Annotated in this window: 23 protein-coding genes and 1 other RNA gene; 3 read left to right on the forward strand and 21 right to left on the reverse strand. The window is 64.9% G+C overall.

From position 1 onward, the window contains the following. Positions 1-46: 46 nt before the first annotated feature. The 16 genes from ftsA to rsmI all read right to left on the reverse strand — a co-directional run bounded on the left by ftsA (position 47) and on the right by rsmI (position 17,047). Entirely contained in the window at positions 47-1,282 is a 1,236-nt protein-coding gene (ftsA, locus tag SADO_RS03550; RefSeq protein ID WP_353109265.1) for a cell division protein FtsA, read from the reverse strand. After that, the gene (locus SADO_RS03555; protein ID WP_353109267.1) at positions 1,266-2,012 is read right to left on the reverse strand and encodes a cell division protein FtsQ/DivIB; all 747 of its coding nucleotides are present in this window, start codon (positions 2,010-2,012) and stop codon (positions 1,266-1,268) included. Before SADO_RS03555 ends, ftsA begins: the two co-directional genes overlap by 17 nt. Then, on the reverse strand, positions 1,999-2,958 hold the full coding sequence (locus SADO_RS03560) for a D-alanine--D-alanine ligase (protein WP_353109268.1): 960 nt from the start codon (positions 2,956-2,958) through the stop codon (positions 1,999-2,001). The genes SADO_RS03555 and SADO_RS03560 overlap by 14 nt, the downstream gene beginning before the upstream one ends. Continuing rightward, the gene (murC, locus tag SADO_RS03565; RefSeq protein WP_353110073.1) at positions 2,955-4,349 is read right to left on the reverse strand and encodes a UDP-N-acetylmuramate--L-alanine ligase; all 1,395 of its coding nucleotides are present in this window, start codon (positions 4,347-4,349) and stop codon (positions 2,955-2,957) included. Before murC ends, SADO_RS03560 begins: the two co-directional genes overlap by 4 nt. Before the next feature lie 68 nt (positions 4,350-4,417). Continuing rightward, a complete protein-coding gene (murG, locus tag SADO_RS03570; RefSeq protein WP_353109270.1) occupies positions 4,418-5,524 on the reverse strand; it encodes an undecaprenyldiphospho-muramoylpentapeptide beta-N-acetylglucosaminyltransferase in 1,107 nt (368 codons plus the stop codon). Next, complete coding sequence (gene ftsW / locus SADO_RS03575) at positions 5,521-6,672, reverse strand: putative lipid II flippase FtsW (RefSeq protein WP_353109272.1); 1,152 nt, start codon at positions 6,670-6,672, stop codon at positions 5,521-5,523. The genes murG and ftsW overlap by 4 nt, the downstream gene beginning before the upstream one ends. Then, a complete protein-coding gene (gene murD / locus SADO_RS03580) occupies positions 6,669-8,009 on the reverse strand; it encodes a UDP-N-acetylmuramoyl-L-alanine--D-glutamate ligase (protein WP_353109273.1) in 1,341 nt (446 codons plus the stop codon). Before murD ends, ftsW begins: the two co-directional genes overlap by 4 nt. Continuing rightward, positions 8,006-9,088: a phospho-N-acetylmuramoyl-pentapeptide-transferase gene (gene mraY / locus SADO_RS03585; RefSeq protein ID WP_353109275.1), complete on the reverse strand. Its 1,083-nt coding sequence runs from the start codon at positions 9,086-9,088 to the stop codon at positions 8,006-8,008. The genes murD and mraY overlap by 4 nt, the downstream gene beginning before the upstream one ends. Further along, entirely contained in the window at positions 9,082-10,464 is a 1,383-nt protein-coding gene (locus SADO_RS03590) for a UDP-N-acetylmuramoyl-tripeptide--D-alanyl-D-alanine ligase (protein WP_353109277.1), read from the reverse strand. The genes mraY and SADO_RS03590 overlap by 7 nt, the downstream gene beginning before the upstream one ends. After that, positions 10,461-11,870 carry a UDP-N-acetylmuramoyl-L-alanyl-D-glutamate--2,6-diaminopimelate ligase gene (locus SADO_RS03595; protein WP_434547885.1) on the reverse strand — a complete coding sequence of 470 codons (1,410 nt, stop codon included), beginning with the start codon at positions 11,868-11,870 and terminating at the stop codon, positions 10,461-10,463. Before SADO_RS03595 ends, SADO_RS03590 begins: the two co-directional genes overlap by 4 nt. Positions 11,871-11,947: 77 nt before the next feature. Then, entirely contained in the window at positions 11,948-13,681 is a 1,734-nt protein-coding gene (locus SADO_RS03600) for a peptidoglycan D,D-transpeptidase FtsI family protein (protein ID WP_353109280.1), read from the reverse strand. After that, on the reverse strand, positions 13,678-13,947 hold the full coding sequence (gene ftsL, locus SADO_RS03605; protein WP_353109282.1) for a cell division protein FtsL: 270 nt from the start codon (positions 13,945-13,947) through the stop codon (positions 13,678-13,680). Before ftsL ends, SADO_RS03600 begins: the two co-directional genes overlap by 4 nt. Continuing rightward, the gene (gene rsmH / locus SADO_RS03610) at positions 13,944-14,894 is read right to left on the reverse strand and encodes a 16S rRNA (cytosine(1402)-N(4))-methyltransferase RsmH (protein ID WP_353109284.1); all 951 of its coding nucleotides are present in this window, start codon (positions 14,892-14,894) and stop codon (positions 13,944-13,946) included. Before rsmH ends, ftsL begins: the two co-directional genes overlap by 4 nt. Before the next feature lie 51 nt (positions 14,895-14,945). Then, the gene (gene mraZ / locus SADO_RS03615; protein ID WP_353109286.1) at positions 14,946-15,407 is read right to left on the reverse strand and encodes a division/cell wall cluster transcriptional repressor MraZ; all 462 of its coding nucleotides are present in this window, start codon (positions 15,405-15,407) and stop codon (positions 14,946-14,948) included. A gap of 382 nt (positions 15,408-15,789) precedes the next feature. Then, positions 15,790-16,143, reverse strand: an RNA gene (rnpB, locus tag SADO_RS03620) — RNase P RNA component class A. 55 nt (positions 16,144-16,198) lie between these two features. Then, entirely contained in the window at positions 16,199-17,047 is an 849-nt protein-coding gene (rsmI, locus tag SADO_RS03625) for a 16S rRNA (cytidine(1402)-2'-O)-methyltransferase (RefSeq protein WP_353109287.1), read from the reverse strand. A 96-nt stretch (positions 17,048-17,143) separates the two neighbouring features. Here rsmI and SADO_RS03630 point away from each other — a divergent pair, with 96 nt between their 5' ends. From SADO_RS03630 to SADO_RS03640, 3 genes are read left to right on the forward strand one after another with little or no spacing between them, the layout of a single operon-like run. After that, positions 17,144-19,045: a penicillin-binding protein activator gene (locus SADO_RS03630; RefSeq protein ID WP_353109289.1), complete on the forward strand. Its 1,902-nt coding sequence runs from the start codon at positions 17,144-17,146 to the stop codon at positions 19,043-19,045. Beyond that, a complete protein-coding gene (locus SADO_RS03635) occupies positions 19,030-19,386 on the forward strand; it encodes a YraN family protein (RefSeq protein ID WP_353109290.1) in 357 nt (118 codons plus the stop codon). Before SADO_RS03630 ends, SADO_RS03635 begins: the two co-directional genes overlap by 16 nt. Next, on the forward strand, positions 19,376-19,990 hold the full coding sequence (locus SADO_RS03640; RefSeq protein WP_353109292.1) for a phosphoheptose isomerase: 615 nt from the start codon (positions 19,376-19,378) through the stop codon (positions 19,988-19,990). The genes SADO_RS03635 and SADO_RS03640 overlap by 11 nt, the downstream gene beginning before the upstream one ends. 61 nt (positions 19,991-20,051) lie before the next feature. Here SADO_RS03640 and SADO_RS03645 read toward each other — a convergent pair whose 3' ends face one another. The 5 genes from SADO_RS03645 to petA are packed head-to-tail and all read right to left on the reverse strand — an operon-like array spanning position 20,052 to position 23,733. Then, on the reverse strand, positions 20,052-20,471 hold the full coding sequence (locus SADO_RS03645; RefSeq protein ID WP_353110075.1) for a ClpXP protease specificity-enhancing factor: 420 nt from the start codon (positions 20,469-20,471) through the stop codon (positions 20,052-20,054). A 28-nt stretch (positions 20,472-20,499) separates the two neighbouring features. Further along, positions 20,500-21,129, reverse strand: a complete 630-nt coding sequence (locus tag SADO_RS03650) for a glutathione S-transferase N-terminal domain-containing protein (RefSeq protein ID WP_353109294.1) — start codon at positions 21,127-21,129, stop codon at positions 20,500-20,502. A gap of 22 nt (positions 21,130-21,151) precedes the next feature. Further along, positions 21,152-21,901 (reverse strand): cytochrome c1, encoded by a 750-nt coding sequence (locus SADO_RS03655; protein WP_353109296.1) that lies wholly within the window; start codon positions 21,899-21,901, stop codon positions 21,152-21,154. Beyond that, entirely contained in the window at positions 21,898-23,133 is a 1,236-nt protein-coding gene (locus SADO_RS03660; RefSeq protein ID WP_353109297.1) for a cytochrome b, read from the reverse strand. Before SADO_RS03660 ends, SADO_RS03655 begins: the two co-directional genes overlap by 4 nt. Then, positions 23,134-23,733 carry a ubiquinol-cytochrome c reductase iron-sulfur subunit gene (gene petA, locus SADO_RS03665; RefSeq protein ID WP_353109299.1) on the reverse strand — a complete coding sequence of 200 codons (600 nt, stop codon included), beginning with the start codon at positions 23,731-23,733 and terminating at the stop codon, positions 23,134-23,136. It abuts the gene before it with no gap. Positions 23,734-23,740: the final 7 nt, after the last annotated feature.

The following is a 23,740-nucleotide window of genomic DNA, read 5'->3' on the forward strand; positions in this document are numbered from 1 at the left end:
TTGAAACCGGCGACTGCCGGCTTATTCCCTCGTTTGTCGAATCGAACTAGAAATTCCCCTGGAACCAGGCCTTCATCCGTTCCCAGACCTGGGCGAAAGAGTTGTCGTTGTTGGACAAGTCCAGCCCTGGCCGCGGCTGGGAGCGGTTACCGAATTCCAGCAGGCCGACGCCTGTGGCATGGATCGGATTCTTGACCACATCGGATAGCCCCTGAACACGCTGCGGCGTGCCCAGGCGGACCGACATGTGAAAGACTTCTTCGGCGAGATCGGTCAGCCCTTCCATCTTGGAAGACCCACCCGTGATCACCACGCCGCCGGCCAGCAGATCCTCGAAACCGGATCGCACCAGCTCCTTGTGGATGAGCATGAACAGCTCTTCGTAGCGCGGCTTGATGACCTCGGCCAGCGTGTAACGCGACAGCCGCCGCGGCGGGCGCTCGCCCACGCTCGGCACCTCGATGGCGTCGTCGTCCTCGATGAGTTCCGGCAGCGCACAGCCGTAGCGGATCTTGATGCCTTCAGCATGCTGGGTCGGCGTGCGCAGAGCCACCGCGATATCGTTGGTCACCTGATCGCCGGCAATCGGGATCACGGCCGTATGGCGGATGGAACCGTTGACGAACACGGCGATGTCCGAGGTGCCGCCGCCGATATCGACCAGCGCCACGCCGAGATCCTTCTCGTCTTCGGACAGCACCGCGTAGCTGGAGGCCAGTTGTTCCAGTGAAAGCTTGGAGACTTCCAGGCCGCAACGGGCAACACACTTCTGGATGTTCTGGGCCGACGTCACCGCGCCCGTGACGATATGCACCTTGGCTTCGAGGCGCACGCCGGACATGCCGACCGGCTCCTGAATGCCCTCGTTGTCGTCGACCGCGAATTCCTGCGGCAGCACGTGCAGAATCTTCTGATCGGCCGGGATCGCGACCGCGCAGGCCGCGTCGATCACCCGTTCGATATCCGATTCGGTGACTTCCTTGTTGCGTACCGCCACGATGCCGTGGGAATTCAGCGACCGCACATGGGCGCCGGAAATACCGCAGTGCACCGACTGGATCCGGCAGCCGGCCATCAACTCGGCTTCCTCGACCGCGCGGCGAATCGAATCGGTGGTCGACTCGATATTGACCACCATGCCCTTCTTCATGCCGCGCGAAGGCGCGCTGCCCAGACCGATGATCTCGAGCTTGCCCTCGTTCACTTCGGCTACGATGCAGGCGACCTTTGAGGTGCCGATATCGAGGCCGACGACGAGATTCTGGTCAGGCCGCTTGCTCATCACCTTTCTCCTGATCGGCGGTGGCGGCACGTGTGCCGCCGACCGCAAAACCGTCGCTGTAACGCAGATCCACATATCCGGCATCGACCAGCTTGTCGCGGGCCTGCGCATCACCCAGCGCGTAGCGCACGAAGCGCTGCACACGGGCATCGAGTTCATCGCGGCCGAGCCTTAGCTCAAGGCCGTCTGCAAGTTGTGCCGTCCACGAGCCACGCGCATCGAGCGTGAGGCTCGCGAGCGCCACGTCGTGACCGGCCAGCGTTTTCGACAGCGCCTGGTACTGCTCGTAGACCTTGAGACCGGCGGTCTCCGGGCCATCGAGCTGAACCAGGTCATCGGGCCGCGTGCCGGTCGTCGGCACGAAGACCTGACCGTCGCGGGCCAGCAGCCCCTGATCGCCCCACAGGGCGACCGGCTCGTGTTCGCTCACGCGCACAACGACCCCGTCCGGCCAGTGGCGCGAAACCTTCACTTCGCGCAGCCACGCCAGGTTCGACAATTCGGACTGCAGCCCCTCCAGGTCGACATCGAAGAACGATGCGTCCAGATAAGGGGATGCAATCGCCGCGATGCGGTCGTCGCTGACATGCGCCGAATCGCCGCTGATATACAAGTGCCGGGTCGCCTCGCCTTCGGGCTTGATGCCCTGCCAGGTGCAGGCGGCCACGCCCATCAGCAGGCCGGCGCCCAGCACGACATCGCGCCAGCGCCGGGGATCACGCCAGTTCATTGTTCGTCTCCTTGTGACTGGTCGTGGCGGCCAGAATGCGCCACACCAGTTCGTCGAAATCCATTCCGGCTGCGCGCGCGGCCATGGGCACCAGCGAATGCGAGGTCATGCCGGGAATGGCGTTGAGCTCCAGAAACCAGGGCTGGCCGGCCGAGTCGAGCATGAAGTCGACGCGGCCCCAGCCGGTCGCGCCCGTGATCTCGAACGCACGCAACGACAGCCGTTGCAGTTCGGCCTGCTGGCCCTGGTCGAGATCGCAGGGGCAGTGGTAGAGCGTGTCGTTGGCGACGTATTTCGCCTCAAAGTCATAGAAACCGCTGGACGGCTCGATATGAATGAGCGGCAACGCGCGGCCGTCGAGAATGCTGGCCGTGTATTCCGGCCCGTCGACAAACTGCTCGGCCATCACTTCGCGGTCGTACTTCGCGGCCTCGGCGCGGGCAGCATCGAGGTCTTCGATGCGTTCGACCTTGCTTATGCCGATGGTCGAGCCTTCGTGTACCGGCTTGACGATCAACGGCAGACCGAGCGTATCCACGACGGCTTGCGAATCCGTGCGCGCGTCAAGCAGACGATGCGCCGGCGTCGGGATGCCCTGCGTCGCCCACAATGCCTTGGTACGCACCTTGTCCATCGACAATGCACTGGCCAGCACGCCGCTGCCGGTATAGGGCAGGCCCTGCAGTTCGAGCGCGCCCTGGACCACGCCGTCCTCGCCGCCGCGGCCGTGCAGCGCAAGCCACACGCGGTCGAAACCTTCTTCGGCCAAGCCCAGCACGCGCTGCTTGTCGACGTCGATAATCGTCACGTCGACGCCGCGCCGTTCGAGGGCCGCGCCCACTGCAGCACCGGAGTCCAGCGACACGGCGCGCTCGGCAGACCAGCCGCCCATCAGCACGGCCACACGGCCGAAGTCGGCCGGATCGGTCACGCGAACATGACTCATACCACGCCTCCATTGATCGTATGGGCCATCTGCTGGGCCACCGCGCCGATATCACCGGCGCCGAGGGTGAGCAGCACATCGCCGTCGCGCAGGATGCCCGGCAGAACTTCGGTGAGCCGGTGCACGTCGTCGACGAAAACCGGGTCGGTCTTGCCACGGGCGCGTACGCCGCGGGCCAGCGCCCGGCCATCGGCATTCGCGATCGGCGCTTCGCCGGCGGCATAGACTTCACACAGCACGAGCACATCCAGCTCCGCCAGCACCTGGCAGAAATCGTCGAAAAGATCCCGGGTGCGGGAGAAACGGTGCGGCTGAAACACCACCACGAGCCGGCGTTCGGGCCAGGCATTGCGTGCCGCACCGATGATGCTGACCAACTCACGCGGATGGTGGCCGTAGTCATCGACCAGCAGCACTTCGCGGCCACCCAGCGTGATCTCGCCGTGTATCTCGCAGCGCCGGCCGATGCCCTCGAAATGCGACAGCGCCTTGCCGATGGCCGGCATATCGACGCCCAATTCGTGGGCGACAGCCGCCGCGGCCAGCGCGTTGAGCACGTTGTGCTTGCCCGGCAGGTTCAGGTGCACGTCGTAGCCTTCGTGGCCGGCTCGACGCAGGGTGAAGCGCGTGCCGGTGCCATCGAAGGACAGGTTTTCGGCCATGAGGTCGGCGTCATGATCGATGCCGTAGGTCACGATCGGGCGACCGACATCGGGCAGGATCGAGCGTACGACCGGGTCGTCCGCACATAGCACCGCCAGTCCGTAGAACGGCAGGTGGTGCAGGAATTCGACGAACGTGTCGGTCAGGCGCGAGAACTCGCCACCGTAGGTTTCCAGATGATCGGCATCGATATTGGTGACGATCGCCATCATCGGCGTCAGCAGCAGGAAGCTGGCATCGGACTCGTCGGCCTCGGCGACCAGATAGGGCCCTTCGCCCAGACGTGCATTGCTGTTCGCGCCGAGTACCTTGCCGCCGACAATGAAGGTCGGGTCCAGACCGCCGCCGGCGAGCAGCGCGGCGACGAGACTCGTGGTTGTGGTCTTGCCGTGTGTGCCCGCGACCGCGATGCCGTACCGAAAACGCATCAACTCGGCGAGCATTTCGGCACGGCGTACCACCGGCACCAGGCGATCATGGGCCGTGACCACTTCAGGGTTGTCCTGGGAAACCGCGGTCGAAACGACCACCACATCGGCACCCTCGACATTTTCGGCCACATGGCCGATGAAGATCGTCGCGCCTTGGGCGGCCAGCGCCTGCGTGGTGACACCGTCCTTGATATCACTGCCGGTGACGTTGTAGCCGAGATTGAGCAGCACACTCGCGATACCGGCCATGCCGACGCCGCCGATGCCGACCATGTGAACAGTGTTCACACGCCGCATCGGGCGCTCCGCAAGCGGCTGGAAGTCGCTGCCATTGCTGTTCGTGTCGCTATGGGCCTGCGGGTCAGTCATGCAGCCTCCACGGTTTCGAAACAGGCGGCGACGATATCGTCGGTCGAATGCGGCCAGGCCACGGCACGGGCGGCGTTGGCACGGGTCAGCAGTCCGGCGCGATCCGCGCAAAGGCGTTCGATTTCGCTGGCAAGCCGCTCGACCGTGAGATCGGTTTGATCGACGAGCGTTGCGGCACCCGCGTCGACCAGATACTGGCCGTTCGCACGCTGATGGTCGTCGACCGCAAACGGATACGGCACCAGCAGCGCGCTTACACCGGCGGCGGCCAGCTCGGCCACGGTCAGCGCGCCGCTGCGGCAGATCACGACATCTGCCCAGGCATACGCCTCGGCCATGTCTTCGATGAAGGCACTCACGTCGGCCTCGACATTCGCCTCGGCGTAGGCGGCCTCTGCCTGCTCGAGCGTACGACCGGCCTGGTGGCGCACCTGAGGGCGCGTTTCGGGCGCCAGCTTGGCGAGTGCCGCAGGCACGCGCTCGTTGATCGCGAGCGCCCCGCCACTGCCGCCCAGCACCAGCAGGCGAATCGCATCGTCGCGGTTCGCGAAGCGATCGGCCGGCGCGGGCAGATCGAGAATCTCGCGGCGCACGGGGTTGCCGACACTGCGTGCCGTGTCGCCCGTAAAGGTTTCGGGAAAGGCCTGCAGTACGGTATTCGCGATCCGCGCGAGCAGGCGGTTGGTCAAGCCCGGCGCAGCGTTCTGTTCGTGAATCAGCAGCGGCCGGCCGGTCAGCCGTGCAGCCAGCCCGCCCGGGCCGGAGGCGAAACCGCCCATGCCCACGACCAGCTGCGGCGCCAGGCGGCGCACCAGCCCGAGCGCCTGCAGGCAGGCCCGCGCCAGCCGCAGCGGCGCGGCAAACCAGGACAGCGCGCCCTTGCCGCGCAGCCCGGCCACGTCGATGGTATGCAGTTCCAGATCGTTGGCGGGCACCAGCCGCGCCTCGATGCCGGCGGCCGTGCCCAACCAGGACACGCGCGCGCCGCGCTCGATCAGCGCCTTTGCCACCGCGAGCGCAGGGAAAACGTGGCCGCCGGTGCCGCCTGCCATGATCAACACATGCGGCGTGCCATTCGGGTTTTGAGTAGCCGCTGCGTTCATCGGCGGCTCCTCTTCTCGGGCACGCGGGTCTCGAGATCTACACGGATCAGCAGCGCGCACAGCACGCACATCATCACCAGGCTGGAGCCGCCATAGCTCATCAGCGGCAGGGTCAGACCCTTGGTCGGCAGCAGCCCCATGTTCACGGCAATGTTCAGGAACGCCTGCAGCACCAGCCAGCTCGACATGCCATAGGCCACGAACCCGGCGAACAGCTGATCGGCCACGAGCGCACGCCGACCGATGACGAAACCGCGCCAGACCACGACCGCGAACAGGCCGATCAACAGCAGCGTGCCGATCAGGCCGAACTCTTCGGCATAAATGGCGAACAGGAAGTCGGTATGGGTCTCGGGCAGATAGAGCAGTTTCTGCACCGAGTTGCCCAGGCCCACGCCGGCCACTTCGCCCCGCCCGATCGCAATCAGCGATTGGGTCAGCTGAAAGCCGCTGGCATAGGGATGCGCCCACGGGTCGGCAAAGCTGACAAGGCGCGCCAGGCGATACGGCGAGGACAGCACCAGCCCCACAACCGCAACACCGGCCAGGCTACCCAGCACGAGCAGATAGGTCAGGCGCGCGCCGGCAAGAAAGAGCACGATCGCCGCAACCGCGACCATGACCGCCGCCGCGCCGAAGTCCGGCTCGAGCAATAGCAGGAAGCTGGCCAGCGCCATGAAGAACATGGGCCGGAACAGACCGCCCCAGCTGGTGGCCAGGTCGAACTGGCGCCGCGCGGCATAGCCGGCGACATAGAGAATCAGGCAGAAACGCGCGGGCTCCGAGGCCTGCATGGCGACCGGACCGATATCGATCCAGCGACGCGCGCCGTTGACCGCATGGCCGATGCCGGGGATCAGCACGAGCAGCAGCAGCAACAGGCCGGCGCCGAGCAGCGTGAAGGTATTGGCCTGCCAGACTCGCAGCGGTACGTGCAGAACAACGAAGCCCGCAACCAGACCGATCAGCGCGAAGATCGCCTGGCGGTAGAAGAAGTACATCGGGTCGTCGGTGAGACGATCCGCGACCGCGACCGAGGCCGAACCGACCATCACGAGACCGAGGCCGGTGATCAGCGCCAGCGAGATCAGCAGCGCGGCGTCGGGACGCACGCGCGGCAGGCTGAATGTCTGCAGCAGACGGGTCATGCCGCCAGCTCCTGCACCGCCGCGACGAAGCTTTCGCCGCGGTGTATGTAGTTGTCGAACTGGTCGAAGCTGGCGCAGCCGGGTGAGAACAGCACCGTGTCGCCGTCTTCGGCGATATTGGCTGCTTCGGCCACGGCCTCGCGCAGGGTCTCGACGCGGTGAACCGGCGCATGGTCGGCCACGGCGACGGCGATCTTCTCGCCGTCCTGACCGAACACGATCACCGCGCGTGTCTTGTCTGCGGCCAGCAGTCCAAGGGGCGTGAAGTCCGCGCCCTTGGCCTGGCCACCGGCCAGCAATACGACCGGCGTGGTCATGCCGGCGAGCGATGCCATCATCGCACCGGGATTGGTGCCCTTGGAATCGTTGATCCAGCGCACGCCGCGAATTTCGGCGACGGTCTGGCAGCGATGCGGCAGACCGGAGAACGCTTGCAGACCTTCGCGGATGGCCGATTCTTCGATGCCGGCCGCATCGGCGAGCGCCCAGGCCACCAGCGCGTTGCTTTGATTGTGACGACCGGCGAGGCGCAGTTCGCTGCAGGCCAGCCAGGACTCATTGCCGCGCGCCAGCGCGGTCTCACCTGCGTCGTCCAGCAACCGGTAGTCGGCGTCGGATGAATTGCCGAACCGCACGACCTTCGCATCGCCCGTCGGCATCGCGGTAACGCGCGCGTCATCGGCATTCACGACGACCACTTCGGCGCCGTTGAAGATACGGGCCTTGAGGGCGGCGTAGTGTTCGATATCGCCGTGGCGGTCGATATGGTCGGCGCTGATATTGAGCACGGTCGCGGCACGCACGGCCAGCGACTCGGTCAGCTCGAGCTGGAAGCTGGACAGCTCCAGCACGTAGAGATCGATATCGTCGGCAAGCATGTCCAGCGCCGGGGTGCCGAAATTGCCGCCGATAGCGACATTGAGACCGGCCGCCTTGGCGATCTCGCCGACCCAGGCGGTGACCGTGGACTTGCCGTTGGAACCGGTGATGGCGATCACCGGCGCATTCACTACCCGGGCAAACCACTCGATATCGCCGACCACTTCCATGCCGCGCTCGCGCGCGGCGTCGATCAGCGGCTCGCGTAGATCCACGCCCGGCGAGACCACGATATGGGTCATACCTTCAAGCACGGCCGGGCTGAACTCGCCCACGATCAGACTGGCCTGCGGGCAATCACGGTGCAGCGCGTCGGCACCCGGCGGCTCGTCGCGGGTGTCGACCACGCGAACGCGCGCGCCGCAGGTCGCAGCGAAACGCGCCGCGGACACGCCGGACAGACCACAGCCGACCACCAGCACGGCGGCGTGGGCGAGTTGTTCGCGCAGACCACTCATCGGATCTTCAACGTGGACAGGCCGATGAGCACAAGCACCAGCGTGACGATCCAGAATCGCACGATGATCTTCGGCTCGGCCCAGCCCTTGAGTTCGAAATGATGATGCAGCGGCGCCATGCGGAACATGCGCTTGCCGGTCATCTTGAAGGTGGCGACCTGCAGGATCACCGACACCGTCTCGGCCACGAACACGCCGCCCATGACCAGCAGCACCAGCTCCTGACGCACGGCCACCGCGACCACGCCCAGGGCCGCGCCCAGCGCCAGCGCGCCGACGTCACCCATGAAGACCTGGGCCGGATAGGCGTTGAACCAGAGAAAACCCAGCCCCGCCCCACCGATGGCGGTACAGAAGATCGACAGCTCACCCACGCCCTCGATATAGGCGAAGCCGAGATAATCGGAGAACACGGCGTTGCCGCTGACGTAGGCAAACACGGCCAGCGCCGAAGCCACCAGTACGCAGGGCATGATCGCTAGCCCGTCCAGACCGTCGGTGAGGTTCACCGCGTTGCTGGAGCCCACAATCACCAGGTAGCTCCAGAGGATATAGCCCGCGCCAAGCGGCACCGAGACATCCTTGAGCATGGGAATCAGCACGCTGGTTTCGGCCGCACTGGTCGCGCCCACGTACAGCCACAGGCCGGCCACAACGCCGACCAGCGTCTGGGCGCCGTACTTGGCTTTAGCCGACAGACCCTTGCTGTTGCCGAACTTGAGCTTGCGATAGTCGTCGAGGAAGCCGATCGCGCCGAATGCGAAGGTGACCAGCATCGCCAGCCATACCCAGCGGTTGCCCAGATCGCCCCAGAGCAGGGTCGCGACCAGCACCGCCGCGATGATGAGCGTGCCGCCCATGGTCGGCGTGCCGGCCTTGACGAGATGGCTCTGCGGGCCATCATCACGCACGTGCTGACCGATCTGATGGAAGGTCAGCTTGCGGATCATGATCGGGCCGAACACGAACGAAAAAATCATCGCCGTGAGTACGCCAAGGATCGCGCGCAGGGTGATGAACTGAAATACGCGAAAACCGCTGTAAAGCGGCTCGAGCCATTCGGCGATGAACGTCAGCATGAGGCACCCGCCTTCGCGCCGGCTTCGGCGGCGAGTGCATCGGCAATCCGGTCCATGCGCGCGCTACGTGATCCCTTGATCAACAACATGGTCTCGCTGCGGCGTACCGAGAGCGCGGTTTCCAGCGCGGCGATCAGTTCGCCGTGGGTCGAGAACCACTGGGCGCCTGGGCCGAACGCTTCTGCGGTCAAGCGGCTGAGTTCGCCGGTCGTCCAGAGTCGCTCGATCCCGGCATCGCGCGCCGCGCGGCCGGCGTCGCGATGCGCTTGCTCGGCCATCTCGCCGAGCTCGGCCATGTCGCCCAGCGCCGCCCAGCGGGTACCGTCCTGCTGCGCCAACCAGCCCAGCGCGGCCGCGAGTGAACCGGGATTGGCGTTGTAACTGTCATCAATGATGCGTGCGCCGTGGCGCCCGGCGGTCACCGCCATGCGACCGGCCACCGAGCGCATCCCGCCTAGGGCACGGGCGATCAGATCGGCATCCAGATCGATGGCGCTCGCCGCCGCGGCCGCGGCCAGCGCGTTGCTGACGTTATGGCTGCCGGCCAGCGGCAGCGTGACTACGGCCGAGCCGGTCGGCGTGTGCAGGGTGAAACGGCTTTCGTCCGCGTCGAGTGCTTCGTCGCTCGCGAACACGTCGACGTTGTCGGCCTGGCCACGGGCGAACACCAACCGGCGACGCTCGCCGGCCAGTTCCTGCCAGAGCGGCGCGAATTCGTCGTCGCCATTGATTACGGCGGTGCCATCGGCCGGCAAATTCGAGAACATCTCGCCCTTCGCGCGCGCAACGCCCTCGCGGCTGCCGAAGCCTTCGATATGCGCCAGACCGGCATTCGTGACCACGCCGACCTGCGGACGCGCCATCTCGGCCAGCATCGCAATCTCGCCGGCATGGGACGCGCCCATCTCGATTACGGCGCGGTTGATGCTGTCGTTGACCCGCATGAGCGTGAGCGGCACGCCCAGGTGATTGTTCAGGTTGCCCTCGGTGGCCAGCACCGAGCCGGCTTCGGCGAGGATCGCGGCCAGCATCTGCTTGACCGTGGTCTTGCCGTTGCTTCCGGTCACGCCGATCACGGCCCCGTTGAAGCTGCGGCGCGCTTCGGCACCGGCCTGCTGCAGCGCGGCTTCGACATCGTCCACCACGATCTGCGGCAACGGCGAATCCACTTCATGCGTAACCACGGCAGCGGCAGCGCCGAGGCTCGCCGCACGGGCGACGAAATCGTGGCCGTCCACGCGCGCACCGGGCAGCGCGAAGAACAACGCGCCACGCGTCAGTCGGCGGGTATCGATGCTCGCGCCCGCATAATCGCTGTCGCTGCCCCGCAGAGTGGCACCGAGCAACGTCACCATATCGGACAGCCGGCCGTTCATGCAGCCTCCAGGGCGCGACGCGCTTCGATGCTGTCGTCGAATGGCCGCTTTTCGGCGCCGATCTGCTGCGTGGTCTCGTGCCCCTTGCCGGCAATCAGCACGACGTCGCCGGGGCCGGCGGCAGAAATAGCCGCGGCGATGGCGCGGCGGCGGTCATGTTCTATCGTCACATTGGCCTTTTCATTCATCCCGGCGCGGATTTCGCTCACGATCGCGGCCGGCTCTTCCTTGCGCGGGTTGTCATCGGTCAGCCAGACGGCGTCTGCTGCCTCGGCTGCCGCACCCATCAACGGGCGCTTGCCGCGATCGCGGTCGCCGCCGCAGCCGAACACGCAGAACACGCGGCCTTCGGCATGGGCGCGTACGGCCGCCAGCGCGTGCGTCAGCGCACCCGGCGTATGGGCATAGTCGACAACCACCAGCGGCTGGTCCGCACGTGCGTCGATACGCTGCATGCGCCCGGGCACCGTGGTGATTTGCGTCAGTGCGTCGACAGCGCGGTCGAATGCCACGTCACGCGCGAGCATCACGGCCAGCACGGCGGCCAGATTCATCGCGTTGAAACGACCGACCAGGCTGCTCTCCACACGTGCCGCGCCCCAGCTGGTTTCCAGGTCGAGCATCAGACCGTCGGCGTGGGGCTGCGTCTGCCGGATACGCACATAGCGGTCACCGAGCGCGGCCATGTCGCCAAAACCGTAGACCACGGACGAAACACCGGCATCGAGCGTTTCGAGCCACTCGCGGCCATAGGCGTCGTCGCCGTTAAGTACCGCGCTTTTCAGGCCCGGAAACGCAAACAGGCGCTGCTTGGCGGCCGCGTAGCGATCCATATCGCCGTGATAATCGAGATGATCGCGGCCGAGCTGGGTCAGCACCGCGACGTCGAATGCCACGCTATCGACGCGATGCTGATCGAGCGCGTGCGAGGACACTTCGAAAGCAACCGCGTCGGCATTGGCGGCGACGAAACGGGCCAGCCAGTCCTGCACACCGATGGGATCGGGCGTTGTATGGGTTGCCTCGGCGAGATCGTCGGCAAAACCGAAACCGAGCGTGCCAATATAGCCACAGCGCTCGCCCAGGACGGCGAAGGCCTGCGACAGCATCCAGGCACAGGAGGTCTTGCCATCAGTACCGGTCACGCCTGCTGCAAACAGTCGTTGTGAGGGCTGATCGTAGAAACGCGCCGCGACTTCGCTGGCGCGGACGGCCAGATCCGGCACGCGGATACCAGGCACATCCAGTGCGGGCGCCGTATCGGCATCCCAAGCGACGGCAGTCGCGCCACGCGCGATCGCTTCCGCGGCGTGATCGAGACCGTGGCCACGGCTCCCCTGATAAGCCAGAAACAGCGAGTCCGTGCTCGCACGGCGGCTATCGATAGCCACACCTGCCACGTCCATGGCGGGCACGTCGTCGGCGAGGCCCGCGAGCAGCGTCGGAAGCGCGCGCGGCGGCATATTGACCGGGGCGAGCGCCATTACGTGCCGCCCCCGGAACTGCTCGAGGCAGAAGCCGTCAGGAGACTCGGATTGTCCGGCGGGACGCGTAGCAGACGCAGGGCGTCGCGCATCACCGCAGAGAATACGGGTGCAGCAATGGCGCCGCCGTAGTAGGCGTCTTTCTTGGGTTCGTCGAGCATCACCAAGGTGACGAGCGCCGGTTTCTCAGCCGGGGCCATACCCACGAACAACGCCTGGTGGCGATTCTCGTTATAGCCGCCACTACCGGCCTTGCGGGCGGTGCCTGTCTTGCCGGCTACGCGGTAGCCCGGAATCGCAGCACGCGTAGCGGTACCCGCCGGCGTTACCACGCCTTCAAGCAGATGGCGCATGGTGCGCGCTGTCTCGGGCTTGAGCACCTGCTGGGCAGGCGCGTGCATGTTGGCGCCGTCGCCCTGGATCAGACGCAGACTGTGAAGCTTGCCGTCGTCGGCAATGGCGCCGTAGGCACGAATGAGCTGGAACGCGGTGACCGCCATGCCATAGCCGTAGGACGCGGTGGCAGTCTCGACCTTGTTCCACTCATAGAAGTCATTGAGCACGCCGAAACGCTCGCCCGGAAAACCGCTGCCGCTGACGTCACCGAAGCCGAATTCCTTGTAGCCCTGCCAGACTTTTTCGCGGCCCATCTCCAGGCCGACGCGGGCGGCGCCCACGTTGCTGGATTTCTGCAGGATCTTGGCGAAGTCGACGTCGCCGTAGTTGCGGAAATCCTTGACCGTGAGCCGGCCCACCATGAACCAGCCTTTCGTATGAATGACGTCGCTGGTGTCGTACAGACCACTATCGAGCGCCTGGGCGAGCAGCAGCGGCTTGACCGTGGAACCGGGCTCCATGACGTCGGTCGCCGCCCGGGCACGCACGCCCGACGGATCGATGGAGCCGCGATCATTCGGATTGAAACTCGGATACGAAGCCACGGCCCGCAGCTCGCCGGTGGTCGGATCGAGCATGACGACCATGCCACCCTTGGCATCGTTCTTGATCACCGCCGACTTGATATGGCGATAAGCCAGATACTGCATGCGCGAGTCGATGGTCAGCCGTAGCTCGTGCCCCGCCTGCGGCGGCTGGAACTCGGCCAGATCCTCGACCACGCGACCGACTCGATCCTTGACCACGCGGCGGCTGCCCGGCTCGCCGTGCAGGAAGCTGTCGCGATCGAGCTCAAGGCCTTCCTGGCCCCGACCGTCGATATTGGTCATGCCCACGATCTGCGCCGCGGCTTCACCGGCCGGGTAATAGCGCTTGTACTCGCGCTGCAGAAAGATACCCGGCGCATCGACGGCCATTACGGCGCTTGCGTCGGCCGGCGCGAGCTGGCGCCGCAGATACAGGAACTGGCGACTCTTGTACTTCTCTAGGCGGGTGCGCAGATCGGCAACCGACATGTTCAACTGGCGGGCCAGCGGGGCAAGCTTCTCGGGTGCTTCGAGCACTGCACCCGGCACGGCCCAGACCGATTCGGTCGGCGCAGACAGTGCCAGCGGCTCGCCGTTGCGATCCTTGATTACACCGCGGCCCGCCGGCACCGAAACCGTGCGCAGATGACGCTTGTCGCCTTCCTTGGCAAGAAACGCCTGATCCAGAACCTGCAGATCGAAGGCACGCGCGGCCAACACGACCGCAAACACGCCGAACAGGCCGAGCACGAGGTGCGCGCGCCAGCGCGGCGGCGCGGTCAGTTTCGAGTTCTCGGAGCGCCGACTCACTTCTGCGACTCCAGCACGACGTAATTGCGCGGCTGAACCATGCCGAGTTCGCGGCGCGCGACCTGTGCAACGCGATCCGGATTGGCCCAGGCGCTTTCTTCGAGCTGCAGCTGAGCCCATTCGGTCGACAGCTTGTCGCGTTCGACACGCTCGATCTGAAGCTCGTGCGACATTTCGCGCGTCTTGTGCTTCGCCTGAACGACCGCCACCGCGCTCACGAGGATGGCGAACGACAGCGCGACGACGGTGAGCAGCTGACGCGTCATACCGTCACCTTCGGCGCTTCGGTACGCTCGGCAACGCGCATGATCGCGCTGCGAGCACGAGCATTGGCCGTCAATTCGTGGGCATCGGCACGCACCGGCTTGCCGATCTCGCGCAATGCCGCCGCCGGCACGGGGGCCATCGGCACCGGCGGCTGCGCCGGCTTGGCCTGTGCGCGAATGAAACGCTTGACCCGACGATCTTCCAGCGAGTGAAAACTGATCACTGCCAGGCGTCCGCGCGGGGCAAGCACGTCAAAAGCGCCGTCGAGCGCGCGATCGAGCGCGCCGAGTTCGTCGTTGATATGCAGCCGGAACGCCTGGAACGTGCGCGTGGCCGGATGGATACGCTTGCCGGCCTGCACCTTCGCGGGAATCGCGCCGGCGACGATAGCAGCGAGCTGAGCGGTATCCGCAATCGGCGCCTGGGCACGAGCCTCGAGAATGGCCGCAGCGATACGCCCGGCCATCGGCTCTTCGCCATAACGCTTGATCACGGAAGCGATCTCACCGTGGCTGGCGCGATGCAACCAGACCGACAGCGGCTCGCCCGCGTCGGGATTCATGCGCATGTCCAGCGGACCGGCATGACGAAAGGAAAAGCCGCGCTCGGCCACGTCGAACTGCGGCGAGGATACGCCGAGATCGAACAGCAGGCCGTCGATGCGTGCGGTCAGCCCGAGCGCATCGATACGCTCGGCCAGCTCGGCGAAGGAGCTGCGCACGAAAGTGAAGCGCTCGTCGATTGCCGCCAGCCGTTCCGCATGGACCTGCGCATCCGGATCTTGATCGAACGCAATCAGTCGACCCGACTCGCCCAATTGCGCGAGCAGTGCACGACTGTGCCCGCCGCGGCCGAAGGTCGCGTCCACGTAGACGCCATCAGCGCGCAGCGCAAGGCCCGCCAACGCGGCGTCGAGCAGTACCGGTTGATGTTCGGCCTGCGGCATGTGGGCAGCGATCCTCATGGCGTTATGGGCGACAGTTACCGAAGGCGGACATCACAGACTGATGTCCATCAGAACGTCGGGAAGCTCGCCGTTGGCGGCATCCTCGGCGAGAGCGGCCGCCGTATCGGCAGCACGATCATTGAACTGAGACTCGTCCCAGAGTTCGAAGAGATTGCCCATGCCGGAAAGAACGGCCTTCGATTCCAGGCTCGCGACGGCACGCAGGTTCGACGGCAGCAGCAGACGCCCCTGCCGGTCCATGTCGATGTCACGCGCATTGCCGATGAAGAATCGCTGAATATCACGCACTTTCGGGTTGAGGCTTCCCTTCTCGAGGAGCTGGGCTTCGAATTTCTGGAACTCGGTCGCGGGGTAGATCAACAGACAGCCGTCCCAATGCCGGGTAATGACAAGCCGGCCCGCGCAGTCGTCGACCAACGACTGGCGATACGACGCCGGGATCGCAATACGACCCTTGGCATCGATGGTGACCGGATGCGACCCCTTGAACACGGTGCGGCCTCTTTATCGCCGTTGAACCACTTTGCCCCACTTCCTACCCCTCGGCGCCACTATAGGCAGCGCCGCTTCAGGGTGTCAAGCACAAGTCAGAAGGGAAAAAATCTCAGCAAAACAGTGATTTCTGGCACCTTCCGCCAGCAAAATAAGGCGAAAATCGAGGTCCGTTTTTTGCTTTGTTTTTTAGGGTTTTACCGGTTTTTTCTCGACGACTTTATTAGCCCTCGACCGCGACCAAAGCCTTTATCTGCCGATGAACGAGAGAACCGGTGGTTCAAGGTGGGAGACGAATCGGCGCCCGATTTGCGCAGGTGGGGCGAAATCCCACATCACAGGACACACGAGGGCCAAAGTGGGGTAAAAATCAGCGAAGGGAGTTCGGAGTCGGCCGATAAGCCGGGTTCTGTCGTGCGCAGTCATTCATCTGGGGCGCACGTCACCGTGCGCCTCATGCGACCTACCCGAGGACTGTGCGGGCCGCACGTCGTCCTCCTATTTGGTCTTGCTCCGGATGGGGTTTACCTTGCCGCGAACCGTTGCCGGCCGCGCGGTGCGCTCTTACCGCACCGTTTCACCCTTACCTGGCCTGCGAACAGGCCATAGGCGGTCTACTCTCTGTTGCACTTTCCGTAGGCTCACGCCCCCCAGGGGTTACCTGGCATCCTGCCCTGTGGAGCCCGGACTTTCCTCCGTGCCCGCAAGCGGGCACCGCGACTGCGTGGCCGACTCCGAGCGCGGATTCTATCACTGCAACGCCAGCCCCGAGACGACCATTTCAGCCGACCTCAACTGGCAGCAAGCTCAAGCGCACGGGCATAGATGTCATTGGTCGGCCGACCGGTCAACCGGGCCGCTGCCTTGGCGGCCTGTTTGGTGCCGGTCAGCGCGAGCAACTCACCCAGCAGGCGATCGAGCGGTATCTCGGCGGCCTGACGCTCAACCTCGGGCGCGCCCTCCACGACGAGCACGAATTCGCCACGCCGCCGGTTGTCGTCCTCGCCGAGCCAGTCGCCCAGGTCTGCCGCACCCATGACGACACTCTGCTCGTGCAGCTTGCTGAGCTCGCGGCAAAGCCCGACCACACGCTGCGCCCCCAAGACGGTCGCGATATCGGCCACCGATTTTTCTATGCGATGACTCGACTCATATACAAGAAGCGTGCGGGTTTCGTCGGCCAACGCCTCGAGCCGGGCCCGCCGGGCGCCCGCTTTCGACGGCAGAAACCCCTCGAACACGAAGCGATCGCTGGGCAGGCCGGCGACCGACAACGCGGCGACGGCGGCGCAGGGTCCCGGCACCGCATGCACCGGAAAACCCGCATCACGTACGGCACGCACCAGCACGAAACCGGGGTCGCTGATCAAGGGTGTGCCCGCATCGCTGATCAGCGCGACCGACTCGCCGGCAGTCAGGCGCTCGATCAGTTGCGAGGTGCGCGCCCGCTCGTTGTGCTCGTGCAGCGACATCATCGGCGTGTCGATACCGAGATGGCGAGTGAGCCGGGCGCTATGACGCGTGTCCTCGGCGGCGATCACATCCGCTTCGGCCAGCGTGCGGCGTGCACGCGGGCTGAAATCCTCGAGATTGCCGATCGGTGTGGCCACGATCCACAGCGTTGCGGACGTCGATGGCATGGGCGTTTCACAACTTTATAGAGTGGGCGCTGATATTATGCCGGTCACGACCGCGCGCATGGGGGATCTGGCGCGCAAACCTGGGAGTCTGACTAGATGATTGTTTCACGCAAGCCTTCGCTCGGCGTCTTCGCCCTTCTGCTTCTCGCCCTGACCCTGGGCGGCTGCGCCCAGCAGATACGCCAGGCCAATCCGGATGCCCGGCCGACGCCGGCGAGCAGCCCGTCGCAGGCCATAGCCGCAGGCGACTACGCACGCGCGGCCGATCTCTACATGCGGGCGGCATCGAACCAGTCCGACCCGGAACGCAGCCGCAGGCTGCGCTTTGAGGCCGGCCTTGCGGCTGCCCAGGCCGGCAACACCACGATGGCCCGGCAGATTCTCGACAGCTTCACGCCCTCCACGCTCGAGCGCGGCGATCGCGGCCGCTATGAGCTGGCCCAGCGCGAGATCAGCATCGCCGGCCTGCCGCCGTCCCAGGCACTGGATCGCCTGCCGCCGCCTTCCAGCGGCACCGCACCAGCCATCGCCGAACGCGTCTGGGAGAAACGCGCGCAGCTGCATTTCGAACAGAATGACCTGATTGCCGGCATCGGAGCGCTCGTGCAGCGCGGCGTCTGGTTGGTCGACGATCAGATGCTGCGCGGCAACGACAGCACCATCTATGACAAGGCCCTGGATGCGATCTCGATGGGTCAGGGGCCGCAGAGCTCCGCCGCGCGCGACGCCGACAAGACCACACTCGGCTGGCTCGCGCTGGCGGATATCGGCCAGCGCCGCTGGTCGAGCCGCAACGAGCGTGATCGTGCGCTGGCGAGCTGGGAAGAGCGCTTCGCCCAGCACCCGGCCACCCGCGCCGTGCTCGAGAATCGATTCAGCTATCGCGCGTCGACGTCGCCGGCCCAGCGCGAGCCCGGCCAGCGGGCATTCGGCGAGACGCCGCGTCCGCAGAGCGATACCGTCGCCCTCGCCTTGCCGCTGACCGGCAAGTTCGAGAATGCGGCCAAGGCCATCCGTGATGGCTTCATGTTCGCCTACGAGAACGACGACACCGCGCCGTCGCGGCCGATGATCTACGACACCAACACCATGACGGCCACCGACGTGCAGCGCCAGGCGCAAAGCGATCGAGTCGGCATCCTGGTCGGCCCGCTCGACAAGCCCAAGGTCGCCGAGATGGCGCGTCTGGATAGTCGCATTCCGACCATCGGATTGAACTACAGCGACACGCCCAACCAGCGACCGGGCTTCTATCAGTTCGCCCTTTCGCCCGAGGACGAGGCCCGCGAAGTCGCCCGCCATGCCGCCGACGAAGGCCACCGCGGCGCGCTCGCGCTCGTCCCCAGCGGCGGATGGGGTACCCGCGTATTCGACGCGTTCCGGGAAGCGTTCGAACAACGCGGCGGTCAGCTGATCAACTATGCGAACTACGAGCCCAGCGAACCGGATCATCGCGACCCGATCCAGTCGGTGCTGCGTAACCGTGCCGGCGCGGATTTCATCTTCGTGGCCGGCCAGCCGGACCAGGCACGCCTGATCCGCAGCCAGCTGCGTTACTACCGCGCCCGCAACCTGAAGATGTTCACCACCTCGCACGCCTATACCGGCACGCCGAACGCCGGTGACGATATCGACCTCAACGGCGTCGGCTTTGCAGATATGCCCTGGGTAGTCGGCCAGGGTGATTTTCTCGAGAATCGCCGCGCCGAGGCAGAACAGCGCTATGGCACGACCGCAAAGCACTACAAGCGCCTGTTCGCCATGGGCATGGATGCCTGGCGCCTGACCGATCGCATTGCCGAACAGGGTCTGGCTAGCGGCGACGTATTCGAAGGCATGAGCGGCGTGCTCAAGGTCAATCAGGACGGCACCATCCGCCGCTATCTGGCCTGGGCTGTGTTCCGCAGCGGCGAGCCTCAGCTTGTGGAAATGCCGTCCATGAACGACGCCCGCAGTGATAGCTCCCGAGCGGCCCCCGACCCATGGGCACAGCGCTAGACAAGGGACGCGCGGCAGAAAGCCGAGTCGATGCAGCCGCCCGCCGTAGAGGCTGGCGGCGCATCGCGCGTAACTACACGGTGCGTGGCGGCGAGCTGGATCTGGTCTACGATGCGCGCGGCATGCTCGTGATCGTCGAGGTCCGCTATCGCTCTAGCCACGCTTACGGCGGCGCCGCGGCCAGCGTGACCGCCACCAAGCAACGCCGTATCGTTCAGGCGGCGCGACACTTTCTGGTGGCATACCCGCGCTATGCCCAGGCCACGATCCGATTCGACGTGGTCGCCGTGGATGACAGCAACGAACTGGACTGGATAGAGAACGCCTTCTATGCCGAATGACGCACCCAACAATGATCGCGCGCGCCTGATTGCGACGCTATTCGAGGACAGCGCGCGCGCGAACGCCGCCACCCTCGAGACGATGCAGGACCGCCTGGTCGCAGCCGCGGATCAGCTCATCGCCTGTCTTGAGGACGGCCACAAGATCTTGTCATGCGGCAACGGTGGCTCGGCCGGCGATGCCCAGCATTTCTCGTCGGAGCTGATCAATCGATTCGAACGCGAGCGTCGCGCCCTGCCCGCGATCGCGCTGACCACGGAAAGCTCCACGCTGACCGCGATTGCCAACGATTACGACTACGACCGCCTGTTCTCACGCCAGATCGAAGCGCTGGGCCAGCGCGGCGATATCCTCTTGGCAATCAGCACCAGCGGCAACTCAGCCAACGTGTGCGAGGCCGTCACTGCGGCCCACGCGCGTGGCATGGGCGTGATCGCGCTCACCGGCAAGGAGGGCGGCCGGATCGCCGCACTGCTGAAAGACGGGGATTGCGAATTACGCGCCGCCTCCTCCAGCACGGCACGCATTCAGGAAATGCACCTGCTGTTCATCCACTGCCTGTGCCGGTTGATCGAGGATCACCTGCTCGGCGCGGCGGACTGAGGAGAGCGCCTGAAGCGGAGACTTGCGGGCGCCGCCGCGGCCCCGATTCGGGCTTATAGCGCTACTTGACGACCTTCAGATGCGGGTGCTTTTTCTTGGCACCCTCGTCGTCATCGCCGTCCCCATCAGACTTGTCCCCCGGGCCACCCTCCGGCGGAGTCGGTGGCGTCTCCACCTCGCCGAACAACATGCCCTCGCCGTTTTCACGGGCGTAGAGGGCAAGCACCGCGCCCGGCGGCAGGCTCACATTGAAGCTCTGCCCGGAAAAACGCGCCGAGAAGCTCACCAGCTCGTTATCGAGCGACAGGCCGCGCACGGCGCCCGGGCTGATATTGACGGTGATCTTGCCGTCCTCGGTGACGAATTCGCGCGGCACATTGACGCCTTCGGCATCGGCTGCCACGAGTAGATGCGGGGTCAGATCGTTGTCCAGCACCCAGTCGTAAAGGGCGCGGATGAGATACGGCCGCCGGGAAGTCAGTTCGGCCATGGGTAAACTCCGATTGAGATCAGCCGGCGTCGACCTGCCCCATGTCGGCCTCGATGGCCGACAGGCTCTCGGCAAACGCGGGGCGGGCAAACAGTCGACGCGCATAGCGACTGAGCTGCTTGCCGTGACGCTCGGGCAATTTCACGTTGTAGTGGCTTAGCCGCCAGAGAATCGGCGCCAGCGTGCAGTCCACCAGCGAGAATTCCTCGCCGATGTACTCGCGCGGCGAGAACTCGGCAGCGAGCTGAGTAAGCAGCTCGGTCATGCGCTCGCGTGCCTTGCGGGCAACGGCCGGCGTGGACTCCAGATCTTCGCAGAGCGCGTAGAGATCCGATTCCATACGGAAGATCGCGAGCCGGTACTGGGCCCGCAGAACGGGATCGACCGGCATGAGCGGCGGATGCGGATATCGCTCGTCGATGTACTCGAGAATGATACGCGGGTCGTAGACGACCAGATCGCGATCCACCAGCGTCGGCACCGTGTTGTACGGGTTCAGCTCGAGCAGGTCCTCGCTTTCTTCGTCGTCGCGCAACTCCACGATGTCGTAACTGGCCACGCCCTTTTCGGCCATGACGAGTCGAACCCGGTGACTGTGTACACAGGCAGGACGGGAATAGAGCGTGATCGTGGAGCTGCGGCTAGCCATGGATTATGCGGCGCGTGTTCCGTTAGTGAACATCGCGCCAGAACTCCTTCTTGAGCATGTACGCCAGTGCGGTGAACAGCAACAGGAAAACAATCACCTTGAAGCCGAGCGAATAGCGTACCAGCTTGGCCGGTTCGCCCACGTAGACGAGGAAGTTGGTCAGGTCGGCAACCGCGGCACGATATTCCGCCGGCTTGAGTTGACCTTCCTGCACAAGCTCGAACTGGGGTTCGCCATGACCACCGCCATGCGCGCCGCCTTCGGACTCGCCTTCTTCTTCGTGCTTGAGCGACTGATAGCCCTGCAGTGGCGCCAGCACCGCCGGCATGGCCGTGTTGCTCACCACGAGGTTGTTCACGCCCGAGGGCCGCGACTCATCGACATAGAAAGTAAGCAGGAAGCTGTAGATCCAGTCTGCGCCGTGCTCACGCGCACTCAGGCTCAGATCGGGCGGCGCCTTGCCGAACCACTGTTCGGCCTGCTCTTTGGGCATGGTGCCCTGGATGGTGTCGTTGATCTTGCCCCGGGTCATCATGAGATTGCTCTCCATGACCTCTTCCGGGATCTCCAGATCGTCAGCAATGCGCTTGTAACGCATGTACTGCAGCGAATGACAGCCCGAGCAGTAGTTCATGAACATCTTGGCGCCACGCTGCAGCGAGGCCTGGTTGCCGAGATTCGTTTCATGGTGGAACGGCACGGATGCACCACCCGCCGCCATGGCAGTCAGCGGCATCATCAGAAAAAGCGCAATGAACAGATGGCGCATCATCCCGTCACCCTTTCCGGAACTGGCTTGGTCCTGTCGATGCGGCTGTAGATCGGCATGAGCAGGAAGAACGCGAAATACACCGCGGTACAGAACTGTGCGATGCCCGTCAGAAGCGGACTGGGCGCCTGCGTTCCGATATACCCCAGCACCACGAAGGACACGACGAACGCGGCCAGCATCGCTTTGTAGATGATGCCTTTGTAGCGAATCGACTTGACCTTGCTGTGATCGAGCCAGGGCAGGAAGAACAGAATGCCCACGGCAGCGAACATCGCGATCACACCCAGGAGCTTGGCGTCGACGCCGAAGACCGGGAAGTTGATCGCGCGCAGGATCGCGTAGAACGGCGTGAAGTACCACACCGGCGCGATATGTTCCGGCGTGACCGACGGATTGGCCTCGGTGAAGTTCGGCGGTTCGAGGAAATAGCCACCAAACTCGGGAGCGAAGAAGATCACCGCCGAAAACAGCGTCAGGAACACGCCCACACCGAACAGATCCTTGACCGTGTAGTACGGGTGGAACGGGATACCGTCGACCGGATGACCGTCGGCGCCCTTGTTGGCCTTGATCTCGATACCGTCGGGGTTGTTCGAGCCGACGTGATGCAACGCCATGATATGCGCGATCACTAGACCCACCAGCACGAACGGCAGCGCCACGACGTGCAGGGCGAAGAAGCGATTCAGTGTCGCGTCGCCGATGACGAAGTCGCCACGAATCCACTGCGTGAGCTGCTCGCCCACCACCGGAATCGCCGAGAACAGTGAGATGATCACCTGCGCGCCCCAGTAGGACATGTTGCCCCAGGGCAGCACGTAGCCCATGAAGGCTTCCGCCATCAGCGCCAGGAAGATCAGGCAACCGAAGATCCACAGCAGTTCGCGCGGCTTGCGGTAGGACCCGTAAAGCAGCGCACGGAACATGTGCAGATAGACTACGATGAAGAAGAACGATGCACCCGTGGAATGCATGTAGCGGATCAGCCAGCCCCACTCCACGTCGCGCATGATGTAGGCCACAGAGCCAAAAGCCGCGGCGGCTGAAGGCTTGTAGAACATCGCCAGCCAGATGCCGGTCAGCAGCTGGTTTGCCAGCACCAACATGGCCAGCGAGCCCATGTAGTACCAGACGTTGAAATTCTTGGGCGCGTAGTACTCGCCGATGTGCTCGTTCCACAGCTTGGTCGCCGGGAAGCGGGCATCGACCCAGTTCATGAACTTGCTTGCCATTTACGCAGCCTCCTCGCCGCCCTGGTTCGGATCCTCACCCACGACGATAAGGCTATCGCCCTCGTAGCGATGCGGCGGCACCACCATGTTCAGTGGTGCGGGCACGCCGGAATAGACGCGACCGGCGATATCGAACTTGGAACCATGACAGGGACAGAAGAAGCCGCTGTAGGACAGCTGACCGCCGTCGGCGTCCGGTCGGAACTTCGGCGAACAGCCCAGATGCGTGCAGATCCCCACCATTACCAGCACCGCAGGCTCGATCGAGCGATGCGGATTGCGGCAGTACTCGGGCTGCTGGTCGGCTGCCGATTCAGGATCGGCCAGTTCCGGCTTCACCTCTTCGAGCGTATCCAGCATTTCCGGCGAGCGGCGTACCACCCAGACCGGCTTGCCTCGCCAGGTGACGCTCACAAGCGCGCCTTCTTCCAATGCAGCGATGTTGACCTCCACCGGAGCGCCGGCAGCCTTGGCGCGCGCACTCGGCAGCCAGGACTTGACGAACGGTGTGGCCACAAAGGCCGCGCCCACGCCACCGACGGCTGCGGTGGCGGTGGTCAAAAATCGGCGCTTGCCGACGTCGACCCCCTCTTTGCTCATGCGTAAA

The organism is Salinisphaera dokdonensis CL-ES53 (assembly GCF_040361215.1).
GTDB lineage: Bacteria > Pseudomonadota > Gammaproteobacteria > Nevskiales > Salinisphaeraceae > Salinisphaera > Salinisphaera dokdonensis.

What these genes read in the sequence shown, in the direction of transcription:
- ftsA (WP_353109265.1), bottom strand. Translation starts at nt 1,282, where the DNA reads ATGAGCAAGCGGCCTGACCAGAATCTCGTCGTCGGCCTCGATATCGGC.
- SADO_RS03555 (WP_353109267.1), bottom strand. Translation starts at nt 2,012, where the DNA reads ATGAACTGGCGTGATCCCCGGCGCTGGCGCGATGTCGTGCTGGGCGCC.
- SADO_RS03560 (WP_353109268.1), bottom strand. Translation starts at nt 2,958, where the DNA reads ATGAGTCATGTTCGCGTGACCGATCCGGCCGACTTCGGCCGTGTGGCC.
- murC (WP_353110073.1), bottom strand. Translation starts at nt 4,349, where the DNA reads ATGCGGCGTGTGAACACTGTTCACATGGTCGGCATCGGCGGCGTCGGC.
- murG (WP_353109270.1), bottom strand. Translation starts at nt 5,524, where the DNA reads ATGAACGCAGCGGCTACTCAAAACCCGAATGGCACGCCGCATGTGTTG.
- ftsW (WP_353109272.1), bottom strand. Translation starts at nt 6,672, where the DNA reads ATGACCCGTCTGCTGCAGACATTCAGCCTGCCGCGCGTGCGTCCCGAC.
- murD (WP_353109273.1), bottom strand. Translation starts at nt 8,009, where the DNA reads ATGAGTGGTCTGCGCGAACAACTCGCCCACGCCGCCGTGCTGGTGGTC.
- mraY (WP_353109275.1), bottom strand. Translation starts at nt 9,088, where the DNA reads ATGCTGACGTTCATCGCCGAATGGCTCGAGCCGCTTTACAGCGGTTTT.
- SADO_RS03590 (WP_353109277.1), bottom strand. Translation starts at nt 10,464, where the DNA reads ATGAACGGCCGGCTGTCCGATATGGTGACGTTGCTCGGTGCCACTCTG.
- SADO_RS03595 (WP_434547885.1), bottom strand. Translation starts at nt 11,870, where the DNA reads ATGGACGTGGCAGGTGTGGCTATCGATAGCCGCCGTGCGAGCACGGAC.
- ftsL (WP_353109282.1), bottom strand. Translation starts at nt 13,947, where the DNA reads ATGACGCGTCAGCTGCTCACCGTCGTCGCGCTGTCGTTCGCCATCCTC.
- rsmH (WP_353109284.1), bottom strand. Translation starts at nt 14,894, where the DNA reads ATGCCGCAGGCCGAACATCAACCGGTACTGCTCGACGCCGCGTTGGCG.
- rsmI (WP_353109287.1), bottom strand. Translation starts at nt 17,047, where the DNA reads ATGCCATCGACGTCCGCAACGCTGTGGATCGTGGCCACACCGATCGGC.
- SADO_RS03630 (WP_353109289.1), top strand. Translation starts at nt 17,144, where the DNA reads ATGATTGTTTCACGCAAGCCTTCGCTCGGCGTCTTCGCCCTTCTGCTT.
- SADO_RS03635 (WP_353109290.1), top strand. Translation starts at nt 19,030, where the DNA reads ATGGGCACAGCGCTAGACAAGGGACGCGCGGCAGAAAGCCGAGTCGAT.
- SADO_RS03640 (WP_353109292.1), top strand. Translation starts at nt 19,376, where the DNA reads ATGCCGAATGACGCACCCAACAATGATCGCGCGCGCCTGATTGCGACG.
- SADO_RS03650 (WP_353109294.1), bottom strand. Translation starts at nt 21,129, where the DNA reads ATGGCTAGCCGCAGCTCCACGATCACGCTCTATTCCCGTCCTGCCTGT.
- SADO_RS03655 (WP_353109296.1), bottom strand. Translation starts at nt 21,901, where the DNA reads ATGATGCGCCATCTGTTCATTGCGCTTTTTCTGATGATGCCGCTGACT.
- SADO_RS03660 (WP_353109297.1), bottom strand. Translation starts at nt 23,133, where the DNA reads ATGGCAAGCAAGTTCATGAACTGGGTCGATGCCCGCTTCCCGGCGACC.
- petA (WP_353109299.1), bottom strand. Translation starts at nt 23,733, where the DNA reads ATGAGCAAAGAGGGGGTCGACGTCGGCAAGCGCCGATTTTTGACCACC.